This window comes from Paenibacillus sp. 1_12, assembly GCF_900114475.1.
In the GTDB taxonomy this organism is placed as follows: Bacteria; Bacillota; Bacilli; order Paenibacillales; family NBRC-103111; genus Paenibacillus_S.
This window is the reverse complement of record NZ_FOTE01000008.1, coordinates 66,846-80,612: the sequence shown is the minus strand read 5'-3', so window position 1 is coordinate 80,612 and position 13,767 is coordinate 66,846. Positions and strand designations below refer to the sequence as shown.

Annotated in this window: 7 protein-coding genes; 3 read left to right on the top strand and 4 right to left on the bottom strand. The window is 45.3% G+C overall.

Annotated elements, in window-relative coordinates; all coding sequences use genetic code 11:
* Positions 1-11 precede the first annotated feature (11 nt).
* Positions 12-860 (bottom strand): TerD family protein, encoded by an 849-nt coding sequence (locus BM210_RS18605; protein ID WP_091171227.1) that lies wholly within the window; start codon positions 858-860, stop codon positions 12-14.
* 260 nt (positions 861-1,120) lie between these two features.
* On the opposite strand from BM210_RS18605, the gene BM210_RS18600 reads away from it, so the two are divergent.
* Together BM210_RS18600 and BM210_RS18595 are read left to right on the top strand one after the other, a co-directional pair.
* Positions 1,121-3,226 (top strand): methyl-accepting chemotaxis protein, encoded by a 2,106-nt coding sequence (locus tag BM210_RS18600; RefSeq protein ID WP_177237889.1) that lies wholly within the window; start codon positions 1,121-1,123, stop codon positions 3,224-3,226.
* A gap of 233 nt (positions 3,227-3,459) precedes the next feature.
* The gene (locus BM210_RS18595) at positions 3,460-5,385 is read left to right on the top strand and encodes an aliphatic sulfonate ABC transporter substrate-binding protein (protein WP_091171221.1); all 1,926 of its coding nucleotides are present in this window, start codon (positions 3,460-3,462) and stop codon (positions 5,383-5,385) included.
* A gap of 145 nt (positions 5,386-5,530) precedes the next feature.
* On the opposite strand, the gene BM210_RS18590 is transcribed toward BM210_RS18595, so the two are convergent.
* The gene (locus BM210_RS18590; protein WP_091171218.1) at positions 5,531-10,015 is read right to left on the bottom strand and encodes an S-layer homology domain-containing protein; all 4,485 of its coding nucleotides are present in this window, start codon (positions 10,013-10,015) and stop codon (positions 5,531-5,533) included.
* Between the two features lie 897 nt (positions 10,016-10,912).
* Here BM210_RS18590 and hmpA point away from each other — a divergent pair.
* On the top strand, positions 10,913-12,118 hold the full coding sequence (gene hmpA / locus BM210_RS18585; RefSeq protein ID WP_091172497.1) for an NO-inducible flavohemoprotein: 1,206 nt from the start codon (positions 10,913-10,915) through the stop codon (positions 12,116-12,118).
* On the opposite strand, the gene BM210_RS18580 is transcribed toward hmpA, so the two are convergent.
* Both BM210_RS18580 and BM210_RS18575 read right to left on the bottom strand, forming a co-directional pair.
* Complete coding sequence (locus BM210_RS18580; protein ID WP_091171217.1) at positions 12,082-12,606, bottom strand: Crp/Fnr family transcriptional regulator; 525 nt, start codon at positions 12,604-12,606, stop codon at positions 12,082-12,084. The two genes, hmpA and BM210_RS18580, sit on opposite strands and share 37 nt — an antisense overlap.
* Positions 12,607-12,655: 49 nt before the next feature.
* Entirely contained in the window at positions 12,656-13,657 is a 1,002-nt protein-coding gene (locus BM210_RS18575; RefSeq protein WP_091171214.1) for a Gfo/Idh/MocA family protein, read from the bottom strand.
* Positions 13,658-13,767: the final 110 nt, after the last annotated feature.

Sequence of the window (13,767 nt, the reverse complement as noted above, 5' to 3'; positions counted from 1 at the left end):
CACAAATTTCATCATGTCGGCAGCCAGAAAAGCTTTGTCTTTTTGCTCAGCATACCACTTGGAAATACGAATGTCGCTGCTGGCTGTAAAGCAAATATCGAGGACGACCTCGATTGAAAGGAAAATACGGATTTCGTTGCGGCTTTTGCTGCAAAAAACGAAACCGACTTGGCTCCATCCGCAGGAGCATCTGCAGGTGCTGATATGGGTGCAGCTGCTGCTGAGATTGGCACAGATGCCTGTCCAGATGATGCAGGCGTAACCGTAGCCGAGTTTGAGGAAGCTGCTGTAAAATTATCAGTTGGACTCGGCGCAGCGTCTTCAGCTTCATTCTCCTCATCAGCCACACTCACACCATGAGCCTCTGCCAACGGCTGCAGTCCTCCATTAAACCCTCTACCAATTGCACGCAGCTTCCACCAGCCTTGATAACGATATAATTCCAGCAATACAAGAGATGTCTCATCACCTGTTTCTTTAATTTCATACACAACCTCTGCTTCGGAGGTCCGACAGATCACCTTACAGCCATTGATAGCTTTAAAGGTTCCCCCACCATCCAGAGTTGCAGCGAATACGCATTTATCAATTCCAGATGCCAAAAGTCTTTCCAAATCAATCAAAAAAACGACAGCGTTCGCTTCTACTCTCTTATATTTTACAAGCTGTTGAGGATCAGCAGGCTGATTATAAAAAATAAAGTAGTCATCAGAAGGTACTTTTCCATTCTCACCTATCATAAAGCAGCTCAGATCCAGCTCAGCTGGAGCACTTATCCAAGAAACGGTTACTTCAAGTGAGGGTTCTTTGACCAGCGTCGTATTGGCACCTGCAAGCAGTGCCGTAATGGAATTCGCCATTCGATCTATCCTCCATATGGGTTCCAAAATAGGTAACTTACCTTGTATCTATCATACAACAAAACCCTGATCACACTCTACCTCTCCCCGAGCAGCAGATCCATTTGTAGGAATTTAAATAAATATGAATAACATTAAATCATTCCTAACCTTAAACGTACACTTCCTTAACAATATACGTATAAAATAATCCTATAAATAAGCTGCTTATGATAATATGTAGTCAGACAAAACATCTATGTATGAAGGGGACTTCTATTATGCAATGGTACAAAAACTTGAAACTATCGTTGAAGCTTTCATTAACACTCGGCCTTTCTCTTCTCCTCGTATTTGCCTCTTTAATCGCTCTGAATCTGAAGCAGTTGTACACCGTTAGTCTGGACAAGGGTTTACTAACTGCCCATCAGGCAGGGCAGGCCTTTTCCGTCTCCATGGAGGAGGATTTAATTGGCATCAGTTCTATGCTCAAAGGCTTATCTGTAGTGGCGCTTGATGCGAACACACAAAAGAAACAAACCCGTGAGGATATCATCCGCATTATGGGCAAGGAGCTAGAAAAACAACCGACTGTTCTTGCGCTTTACACACTTTGGGAGCCTAACGCTTTTGACGGTAATGATAAGGTAAATGTAAATAAAACACCTTATGACGACGCGACAGGTCGTTTTATGTCCTATATAGTTAAAAGCAGCGATAGACAAGTGATTGAACCACTAAAGGATTACGACAAGGAAGGCGCAGGGGATTATTACTTAATAGCCAAACGCACAAAGCAGATTACGATTCTCGAGCCTTATTCCTACCAGGCTGCTGGCAAACAAGTCATGATGACTTCTGTCATTCTTCCTATTCTTGATACCAAAGGGGATTTTATCGGGATATTAGGTGCGGATATCGCATTGGATACGCTGCAGCAGCATATTGAGAAGGAAAAACCATTAGGAGGCTACCTGACTGTAATATCAGGCAAAGGAATGTATGTAGCTCATGGCGGTAAATCGGATCTAGTTGCCAAAAACTATGCCGATAATCCGGAAAAACAGCAATTGTGGGAACAGCTTCAGAACGGAAAAACCCAGATGTTTTCCAATAATATCAACGGTGTAGCCTCCATTCGCGACTTTGATTTCATTACCATTCCGGGCAGCAATGAAAAGTGGTACATAGAAACAGTAATACCCTTAACGACCGTACTTGAAACCTACTACGACATCCTGTACATATCCATAGCGATTGCTCTTGCTTCATTATTGTTGCTTGGGCTGCTTATGGCCCTAATTGTTTGGAAGGTTATTGTTAATCCGCTGAACCATATAATCAGCATATTGAAAAGCTTGGCCGAGGGCGATTTCACTCATACCGTTCCTGTCCGAAGCAAGGATGAATTTGGTGTCATGGCTGAGCATTTTAATGTCATGATTCAGAAGCTTCGCCAGCTTCTTCAACTGGTTAGCGATTTATCCATGTCAGCCGGAGCTACTTCACAGGAGCTATCGGCCAGTGCCGAAGAAACAACACGCGCCACCGAAACGATTGTTGAAGCGATCCAGGAGGTTGCTACGGGTTCCGAGACTCAAGAGCAGCAGGCTTACGACTCTTCCAGAGCTATGGATGAAATGACTCAGGGCATGAGTCGGATTGCCAGTTCAACCGTCAACGTTGCAGAAGCAGCCAAAGGTATCATGGGTCAAACGGAAAAAGGAAACCTTCGCATTCATGATGCCGTTCAGCAAATGGAAGTCGTTCGTTCCACGGTCAGTCAATCGGAGGCCGCTATTACCCGTCTGAATACGAAATCAGAAGAAATCGGCAGTATTATTGGTGTCATTACCAACATCAGCACGCAAACCAATCTGCTTGCCCTTAATGCATCCATTGAGGCTGCACGCGTCGGTGAACAAGGAAAAGGTTTTGCCGTCGTTGCCGCTGAGGTCCGCAAGCTGGCGGAGCAAACGAAGCTCGCTGCAGAAAATGTATCACAGCTGATCCATGATGTGACTCAAGAAACGAGTCTGGCTATGAACGCTATGGGTCAAAGTACGCTTGAAGTCGTCAAAGGCGTAGCTTCTGTTTCTGAAAGCGGGCAGTTATTTGAAGCGATCACCAAGGAAATGAGCGGCGTCAATCAACAAATCGATGAGGTATCAGCGGCCGTACAGCAAATATCTGCAAGCTCGGAGCAGGTAGCGTCTTCTATCGACCGCTCAGCCAGAATCGCCAAGGACTCCTCGGCAAATTCACAAAGCATAGCGGCCTCATCCGAGGAGCAGTTGGCTTCCATGGAGGAAATCTCTTCCTCTGCTGAAGCACTAAGCGCGTTGGTGCAGGAGCTTCTGGATCAATTATCTCATTTCAAGGTATAGCCATCGTTGCATTCAATCTCTCATCCAGCACTCTTTATAAGCAGTTCGAATTGTTCTTACAAGCCATTTCCTCAGAGGAAATGGCTTGTATTTATTTCAATTGACAAATAAATACACGCATGATAAATTGTTATACACTTATCCCAATGTGAATACTATGCTTTATTTTATTATACCTTATATTTATGCACGTTACATGATTATTTTTTAAATATGTATAGGAGGTTGATCTCATGACACTGCTCAGTAGAAGCCTACACTTCATCAATTCATTTAAAACCATGGAAAAGGCGGATTCAGTCCAGCCCCATCATCCTGTACAAGAATTTAAAAAGCTCTACGAGACAAGTCGTACCTTATCGGATTCAACAGATTCACTCTTACATTTTGTGAAGAATACGATAGAAAATATGGAAACCGTCTCATTGTCTATTCACGAAATTGTCAACGCTGCTGAACTCCAGTCTGAAGAAACCGAAAAAAGTCTGGTCAACTCCGAAACGCTAGGTGAGGTTCTGAACACGGCCGTCGATCAAATTCAACATATGGAGACAGCTGCTGGCCAATCACTGCGTGCAGCTGAGACCGGCAAGATCACGGTTGATGTACTGGCCCAGCAATCCATACATAATAAAGAAATTTCAAATAAATTACACGCGACCATGAAGGACCTTGAGTATAAGACAGAAGCCATTTCCAAAGCGATGGAATCTATCTTTCAAGTTTCTCAGAGCATTCAAATGCTTTCCTTAAATGCTTCTATTGAAGCGGCGCACGCCGGAGAGCAAGGTAAAGGCTTTGCGGTGGTTGCCCAGGAGGTAAGAAAGCTGGCTGTCGAAAGTGCAGTCAGTGGACGGACAATTACTGAATTATTGCAAGGTATGCAGCAGCAAGTAAGAACCTTCAGCAGAACGGTAGACGAGACACGGAAATCCTCAGAAAACGTCTCTCAAGCCGTTGAAGAAACGAAGCAGCAATTCGATTTAATCCATCTTAATTTGTCTACTATCACTGAACACTCAGCTGAGGCCAGCCATCTGTTGCATACAGCCAGCGATCGCAAAGATCAGCTGATCCAGCACCTGCATACCGTGGCTTCATTAGCCCAGCAATCGTTAGCGTCCGCCTATGAAGTAGCACGTTTATCTGAAAAACAAGCCTCCTCCGTACTTACCGTTGCCGGATCGACGCAGGATCTACAAGGTATTTCTCAGGATATCAAATCTAGCGTCGTTGAGATCATCGGGGATGCCGCTCTGGAAACAAAACAAACCACACAACAAATTCGTATCGGATTTATACCGAATTTAACTCACGCTCCTGCATTGTTGGCCATACATCATGAACTATTCAAGCAACAATTTGACGGACAATTCGAAACGCGCGCTTTTTCAGCGGGTCCTGCCGTTGTCGACGCATTATTAAACAATCAGATTGATATCGGGTATACGGGACCGGGTCCGGTGTTTGAGGCTTTTTCCAAAAAACAAAATATCCAAATCATTTCCGGTGTCAATCAAGGAGGAGCAGCCCTCCTTGTTCGAGCAGACTCAAGCCTTCAGCAGGTTGGACAGTTACGAGGAAAGACCATCGCAATTCCGCAATACGGAAATGGCCAGCATATATTGCTCCGACAGCTGCTGGGTCGCCACGGTTTAAAGGACGTCTTCCGCGGAGGTGATATCCGCATTATACAAGCTAAGCCCTCCACCCTGATATCCATGTTTGCAAACAACCAAATCGATGCGGCCCTGGTACAAGAGCCATGGGTAACCCTGCTGGAAAATAAAGCAGCAGCACGCGTTCTCGTGGATTGGCAGGAGCTATACAACGAGGGGCTGTACCCCAATACAGTCATTGCCGTTAATCGGGACTTTGTTCAGAATCATCCTGAGGCCGTCTCTCGATTTCTGCAAGCACACAATATTTCCTTGCAATCCATTAGCGAGAAAAGACCGGACACCTATCACACGCTTTCCCAATCCCTTGAGCAATTGACTGGTCAATCACTATCTGCCGATGCGATTGAGCGCGCGTTAAAACGGATTATCTGGAATTCCAAAACCGATCACTCTACACTGCAGGGCTTTGCACAGCTTATTAAACAAGAAGGCTTTCTGAACAAGGACATAGACTTTGAACTCCTATTGGTCAAATAGTCTGCTGTCTGAGGGTTTCAAGCGAACACTTCGTTTCTCCAGAAGGGTCCGCTTTCTCCGCTCGGGCTGTGTGTTTCTTTGGTTCATCTTATCTAGAAATAAATAATAACCGGGCGCACATTGTATTTGCGCACCCGGTTATTATTTATTTTACATCGTCTTCAAGCTTATTCTTCCAAGTTTCACTTCCATCTTGGTTTCGATCTGATTCATGGGAAGAAGTAGCTTCCTGTACATCCCCAAAGCCCCAGTGACTTTCCACAACATCCGGGAATAATGGAGCGATGCCTTTCAACGGACCGCGATACAGCATCCTGTTGATCATAGTTACTGCTTCAACTCTGTGGATACGGTCTTGAGGCTTAAATGTCCCGTCCGGATATCCGGTAAGGAACTTGCTTCGATACAGCTGCTCAATCGAGTCTGCAGCCCAATGGTCTTTAACATCTGTGAAATATGTATCGCCAGCGGCACTGACCTTCAATTTCAAGAAACGTGCCATAACAGATGCCAACTCACCTCTGGAGACCTGAGCTTCAGGATGGAAGCTTCCGTCTTCAAAACCACTGAAGTAACCGTGCTTCGTTGCTATCTTGACGTAGTTTACCGCCCAATGATCTTCACGAATATCGGTATACGTAAGAGCATCATTTACCTTAACATTCTCAGTCAGTCTCGCAACGACAGCTGCAAGCTCCGCCCGCGTCAAAGAGTTGTCCGGAAGGAAGTTCCCATCAGGATATCCAAGTATATATCGTTGATGCTTCTGATTTCCAAAGCGCTCAGAAAATATTTTCATTTGAATCGTTGAATCGGCTTTCACTGTAGTAACCCCGTTGCTGTTAGTTGCAAACTGTACGGGAATAGTAACCTGCGTATCCGCAGCTCCAATAAGACCCCACTTCAATTGTACCTTGAAGCTTCCTGCTTCTCCTGCAGCCAAATTACTAATGCTCCAGGAAATTTTGTTTCCATCAACGGTGCCACCGTCTGCATTTACAAGCTCCGCGCCTTCTGAAATCGTAATGGAAATAACACCGGATTCCAATTTAGCGGAGGTCTGATTTTTATACTCCACTGTAATCGTTGATGTATCGCCTTCTTTGACAAGATTCTTGTCTACAGACAGATTCAATAATACATCAGGTAGAGCCGGCACATATCCAGAACCGCCTCCGGATCCACTTCCAGAACTAGTTTGATTGGAATAGATTTGCCTCATTGCAAAGTTAAAGTTTACAATATCTTGTCCCACGTGGATGATCCCATTTTGAATATAGCTGTCTGAACCGTTGACTGCAGGTGCATTTGGCTTCGTTTCCAACGTGCTGTAAATAAAATAGCCCGGTTTGCTTGCGATAATATAATAATCTCCGTCCGGATATACCATCCAAGCGTATTGCCCAGCAGCATCTGTTATTTGCGGATTATGGTTCTGATTCGGTGCAAAGCTCTGCAGCTCAGGTAAGTTGACGAGTGTATTTGGCGTACGCCCTTTTTGCTTGTTCAAATCCGTATCCGCCCAGTACAGATTTACAGTCGCACCGCTAACTATTTGTTTGGTGACTTCATCTGTCACAATTCCATAAGGATCAATTAAGGAGTAAGCAACACCCAGCTGCCCGTTTTGGTTCACATTTACGGTCATAGAGGGTCCAGCCAATAAGGTTCCATCCGGAGCTTTGATCTGGTACGAAATCTTATACTGACCTTGTGGAACATTGTCGAGTTCAAAGTTTCCGTTAGCATCAAGCGCAATGGTTGAAATGATAGTATTGCCGTTCATGTCTTTGATGATTGCACTAACATTCCCGTTTCCGAACAAGCTGCCTACGGTTGGCTGTGAAGTCTGTTTAGAGGAAGCAGCAATGAATAACTGTCCGCTAATTTTATTCGTCGAATCAATTTTCTGACCTACAGCATTCAATGTGCCTACAGCTGCCGTTTGGGTTCTATTTAATGTTACCGTTTGATTTCCGATTTGTACCGACGTTTGAATATTCATAGTATAGTTGAAATTACCGCGAGGTACACCGATATGATAAGAACCATCCGGTCCAGTCGTTACAGTCGAAGAGAAGTCAATAATTCCGTCCCCGTCAAAATCGGCAGTCACCTTAACAGTTGAATTTGCAGCGGGTTTTCCCGTTACCTGGTCAATTACTATACCTTGTACAGAAGCGGGCAAATAATCAATCGATGTACTTTGCTGTGTGGACAATCCGGATTTTGGATCTACCGCCGATGCTGTAATCACTTCATTGACAGGCCTCGTACCTTGAAGGGTCGGAGTCGTATACTCAATGGAAGCAATGCCCTGTTCATTCGTAATGGCTGTAACATCATTCGCTGGATTATTTCCGAAGTGGAACGTGACTGGAACTCCGGCAACTGGACTACCATTTTTCGAGACTGCACGGGCGGTCAACGTTACCTTGGAGCTGCCGTCTCCCACAACAGATTCTGGTGATGCGCTCAAAGTTACGTTAAACTGCGGAACGCTGTCTTGAACCACGATCGTTTGTGTGGTGGTCTTTCCGTCATAGGTTACCGTAATCGTTGTTGTTCCAGGTGCTATGGCTGTAATTAAACCATTCGCATCAACAGAAGCAACACCAGGATTGGAAGAGATGTATGTTGCCTGTTTGGTCACATCCTTTACACTTTCATCCATAAATACTGCACTCGTCTTCGTTGGATGTGTGGCTCCAGTGAGCAAGGTATAGCTGGCCGGATCTACTTTCAAATCACGTATTGCCGATGTGGTTACACTTGATCCGCTTGATTGTGTTGATTCTATATGATTGCTAACAGCACTTACCGTAAAGTTGTGCACGGTTCCAGGTACAAGTTCTGTTACTGTGTAACGAGTATCGGTCACACCCGATTTAATCAATATTCCATTGTCATAGATGTTATACGACTGGGCGATGGGAACCGCATTCCAGCTAACCGTCGCTTCTGTTGTTGTTACATTGCTGGTTGCCACACCTGTTGGAGCATCAATAGGTACTGTAACCGTAGCTTGTACATACTTTCCACTATAAACGGCCGTGATTACAGTTGTTCCCGCTCCAACAGCCGTGACAACTCCACTTGAGCTGACTGTCGCAATTCCAGAGGCAGCAGAACTATAATTGGATGAATTCGTTACATCTCCGTTTCTAGTTGGATCTGAATACACAGTTGAAACAACGGTTTGATGTGTTGATCCTGCAGGTAATGAATAAGCTATGCTATCCAATGCAAGAGCTACCAGGGAAGGAATCGCCACGAGATTAGATGTAAGGGTACCCACTCCGTTCTTTATTGCCTTTACTGTAAAGGTAGCGTCAATTCCCGGGGTAAGGTCGGTCAGTGCATAGGTGACACCCGTAACACTAGCCTTGTACAAAGCTCCATCCTTATACAGATCATAGTAGTCTGCACCGGTGACTGAGCTCCATGTAAGTGTGGAAGCTGTCTCTACCGTTGTTCCTGTAGATAATATCAGAATCGGAACGGATTGATAGGCTCCTCCGATAGATGCTGCTGTTACAGCTGCTTCACCCGCAGGAGAAGCTCCTCCAAAATCAATAACAGCCGTTGCCTGTCCATTATTGTCTGATTGCAAACCTGACAGTGGATTACCAAGCTGATCGACTACATTGCCCAGCGGTTTTGTGCTCAGCTTAACCGGAGCATCTGATACCGGGTTTCCATCGACGTCAAGCAGTGTTGTCGTCACGTTGAATTTGCCTGGTTGTCCTGTCGGTGTAGCACTAACGGTTACTTGGGTGGGAGCTTGTCTATAGGTATACTTTAATGTATCGATCGGATCCAGATCGTTGACAAAATACCACGAGATAATATCGTGAATCTCCTTGGAGCCGCCGGTTGCCGCAGTGAATCCTGCATAAACACCTGATTTGCCGCTAAAAATGTTCTCCAGATCAATGCCATTCACATCCAGCACAGGAGAAGTCGGTCGTGTAAGACTGTTACTGATATAAACCTTGACATTGTTGCTGCTTCCATCATAGTCAATCCAAGTGTAATGGTCATTGCCGTCAGCAAGCTTAACTGAATTCAGGTTTGTTGTATACCAATTAGCATTCGTATTATTAACGTTACCGTTTACGGCTAAGCCGATATAGTTGTTCGACGGATCATTAACGGGAGATTCGTTCTTATAGGTATCGTATTTAATTGCAAAACTCGGGGTAATCCCTCCGTATCCAATACCTTGTCCTACCGATCCTGCACTGTTTGACTGGGCTTGAACGGTAAAGGTGATTCCGTCCGCAGGGCTGCTTTCATGTGACGAATTCAAGTTAAATTTAAAAAACGTACTGAATGAATACTTATTCCCGGGAGCTATCAGCTTCTTGTTAAAAGCCGTACCAAACAAGTTCCCGGTTGCAGGTGTTAAACGCAGCACCTTTCGACTCTGATTATCTGTAACAATGGCTGTGCTGCCGTTTAGCGAGAACAGATTAACTTGATTGGCATTTGAGAAATCATCGTTCTTGTAAGTAACCCATTTTGTAGCCTCTGCTGCATAAGCAGGCACGGTTAGCGGCTGCATCATGGCAATCATCATGCAAACCATCATCACCCATGACACCAATTTTGCTGGATATCGTTTCATTTGGTTCAGCTTCTCCTTCACGTATGGCTCATATAATCACATGTACCATCGATTCGTTTTTTATATTGCAAAATGACAGTCCGTTCTTGCCCCCTATTGATCTGCCTTATATTTCAAAAGAAAGAAGTTACGACATTTTTTTACTATAACAACCGGTTTTGAAAAATATCTGAACAAATTCGACTACAATCTATAAAACATGTCCTATTGGCCCACGGCGTGAAAAAGTATTGTAAGCATAAGACGCTTTGAAGTATTGGTTCGTTTCATTTCGGGTAAAGTCTTCGATAAGATAGGTCCCCAAGAGGCTCAGCTATAGCTACTTTCTACAATTTATTCGATATTGGAATCGCGGCAGGTTCGGTAATGCTCGGCATGGTTGCCAGTAGGACTGGATATGGGATGATGTACCGGCTCTCAAGAAGCATGAATATCTTACACCGATTCAATACCGGGAAACGAACCAGCATAAATAACGGCAACGGTCTGAACTAAGCTAACATTATCTCGATTTAACCCATATGAATACTATGATCTGACTTCATTTGTCTTTGTCTCAGGGATGTTAAATTGACCAAAGGAACGATAGACCAAAAACCAGCTGACAAAGTTAAGTTATCTTTGTCAGCTGGTTTTCTGGTTTCTTTATATATGGCAGCAAGACCGGAAATCGCAGCCGAGATCTGGCTCCATCTCAGCTGTGATAGCTGCCTACGTAACCTGCTTTGCTTAAAATATAACTCATGTTTTTCACGACAGCTTGGCCCCAGCTTTAATATCTCTTTTAGACTTATCCACAAATTGTTCCTATTTGATGTGATTCCAATCACAAGCCTGCTGAACCGTATTGTTTATACTGGGTCCATATCCATTAAACCCAAAGTGAGGCGAGCTAATATGTTAAGTCAACAAACCATAGCCATCATCAAATCCACTGTACAGGTTCTGGAAGTGCACGGAACTGAAATTACGACCACATTCTATCAGTCCTTGTTCAACGCCCATCCTGAGCTGCTGAACCTATTCAACCATGCGAATCAAAAACAAGGAAAGCAGCAGGCCGCACTGGCCAACGCTGTGTATGCTGCGGCGCTTCACATTGACAGGCTGGAAGCGATTTTGCCTGTTGTTAAACAAATTGCCCACAAACATCGCAGTCTGGGTATCCTTCCAGAGCATTATCCCATCGTGGGACAACATTTGCTGGGTGCGATCAAGACTGTGCTTGGTGATGCGGCAACGGACGATATGATTGGAGCATGGGGCGAAGCCTATGGAGTCATTGCAGATGCATTTATTGGAATCGAAAGCGAGATGTCAGTGCAAGCTGCAGAGCAAGTCGGAGGATGGAGCGATTACAGAGCTTTTCGTGTGGAGCGTAAGGTTCAGGAAAGCGATGTGATTACATCCTTTTATTTGGTCCCGCAAGACGGGCAACCGTTAGCGGCTTTTGAACCGGGACAGTATGTCAGTGTGAAAATGACAATTCCCGGCGAGACGTATACGCATATTCGTCAGTATAGTCTTTCGGATGCACCCGGCAAGCCTTATTATCGGATTTCGGTTAAAAGAGAGGCGGCGCTTGAAGGAAGGCCAGCGGGGAAAGTTTCAGTCCACCTGCACAAAGACATTCAAGAAGGCAGCACGCTCTTGTTATCTGCACCGGCAGGCGACTTTATTTTGGATCCAGAGGACACCAAACCTATTGTGCTCATTAGCGGAGGCGTCGGCTTGACACCCATGATCAGCATGCTAAACACGCTTGCTGAAACGGAACCCAACCGGCAAGTAACCTTTATCCACGCGGCGCATAATGAACAGTCACATGCCATGAGGGAGCATGTAGAGAAGCTTGTCCACGACCACTCTCAGCTATCTGCCTATTGGTGTTATGCACAACCAGCGGGTCATCCCTCCACTTATCATAAACAAGGCTATCTGGATTTACCTTGGCTAACGAGCATAGTGCCATCGAAGGAAGCGAGCTTCTATTTCTGTGGCCCCACACCCTTTATGAGAGTGGTCAATGGTATGCTGAAAGCGTGGGGAGTTTTGGAGTCCGATATTCACTTCGAATTTTTTGGTCCAGCCGATACTTTGTGAGTCCTTAGTAAACGATTCACCGTTTCACGGCGGATGCCGATAAACTGGCCAATCTCGTCCTGTGTCAGTACATCCGTGATAACAACTGAGCCCATATATAGTTGAAACCAGCGCTGCAGCTTGCCAAGCTTATCGGCAGGCGCAGCCGCAGTAAGCTGGTCAATGCGCTGCTGCATCATGCGTAATTTATTCTGCAGTTGAAGTGCGATAGTACGATATCGCTCAGGATTCTGTTCTAATTCCCGATACCATTCCGCCGCTGGCAGCACTTCGACCTCACAGGTCATCAGAGCAATCGCCGTTCCATGATAAGGATTTGGACTCATCAAGGAATGGTGCGGAATGATTTCGTCAGGAACGATAATATTCAACAAAATCGAGTTACCGTCCTCATGAACACGAACGATTTTCAGCAGCCCACTTTTCAAATGATACAGTGAACCCGATTCACCTTGAAGAAACAAGGTCTCTCCCTTATGAATGATCATCATAGCCTCCTAACTCAAAGGTACATACCGATCACTTTTATCCATATTCTCATTTCGGAACTTCATGTGAGGTACAAGCCAAGCGCTCCACAAGCTGATGTACGGGAAGCACCTGATCCGCACGGATCGTGCAAGCCTCAGGCTGATCCAGACAGCTTAGAAAATGCTGAACGACTCCGGTAAACCCTCTCCGCTGAAGAATCGTATCCCAGCTTCCAAAGCCTGCAATCTGCGGATCGATGAATCGCTCCGATAGGACGGCAGATTCCATATTAAGCACTTCGGCAGAGCGGTACGCGCCATGCAGCTCCAGCTTTTCCAAATCCGCCCCCGCTCGACGCACCATACTGAATTGCCCGATTCGACCCTTGCTAGAGTCAGTCTGAATGGCTGCATGTTCATCCGATTGTTTGGGAGCGTGTTCACGGGTGAATAACAAACTCCCCGCTCCAACCAGCAGCTTTCCAGTCTCATCCACGCGCTCCAAATAGTGCCCCACCTCATGTTGATCTCCACCCAGCCAAAGCAGCAGATCGAGCATATGGATCAGATCATCATATAACGTATGTTTGGCACTATGCGACTGCAGCTTTACTCGGTGCTTATGAACCTCACAAAGCTCAAAGCCTCCGGCCTCTTCCAGCCAAGATCTTGCTTTTATATACATAGGCGCAAATCGACGGTTAAAGCCTACAGCTAACAATATGCCCTGTTCTTGAGCAAATTGTGCCATCTCCTCAGACTCATGCAGATCATAAGAAAGCGGCTTATCTACAAATACAGCTATTCCCTTTTTCAAGCAGGCCATGACCACATCATAATGGGTCTCCGTTGGCGTATGTACAAATACAGCATCAGGTTTGACATCCAGCAGCTCATCCAACGAATGAAATCGCCCGTTTATCCGGTACTGATCTGCAATCCTGTCTACCGTAGCTGCCGTGCGACTCGTAACGCCGACAAGCTCAACCTGCTGATCAGCAGCTAACAGCGGCAAATAAACTTTTTGCGCAATATCACCTAAGCCAACCAAACCTATTCTTTTTTTCATCTGCAGGCCTCCCTTTTTTCTGAACTACATATTTCTGAACTACATATGATGATACTGCTGAACATACCGATAACAGCTATTGGAAGCAAGCAAGGGATTATTCAATAATT

What these genes read in the sequence shown, in the direction of transcription:
- hmpA (WP_091172497.1), top strand. Translation starts at nt 10,913, where the DNA reads ATGTTAAGTCAACAAACCATAGCCATCATCAAATCCACTGTACAGGTT.
- BM210_RS18605 (WP_091171227.1), bottom strand. Translation starts at nt 860, where the DNA reads ATGGCGAATTCCATTACGGCACTGCTTGCAGGTGCCAATACGACGCTG.
- BM210_RS18590 (WP_091171218.1), bottom strand. Translation starts at nt 10,015, where the DNA reads ATGAAACGATATCCAGCAAAATTGGTGTCATGGGTGATGATGGTTTGC.
- BM210_RS18595 (WP_091171221.1), top strand. Translation starts at nt 3,460, where the DNA reads ATGACACTGCTCAGTAGAAGCCTACACTTCATCAATTCATTTAAAACC.
- BM210_RS18580 (WP_091171217.1), bottom strand. Translation starts at nt 12,606, where the DNA reads ATGATCATTCATAAGGGAGAGACCTTGTTTCTTCAAGGTGAATCGGGT.
- BM210_RS18575 (WP_091171214.1), bottom strand. Translation starts at nt 13,657, where the DNA reads ATGAAAAAAAGAATAGGTTTGGTTGGCTTAGGTGATATTGCGCAAAAA.
- BM210_RS18600 (WP_177237889.1), top strand. Translation starts at nt 1,121, where the DNA reads ATGCAATGGTACAAAAACTTGAAACTATCGTTGAAGCTTTCATTAACA.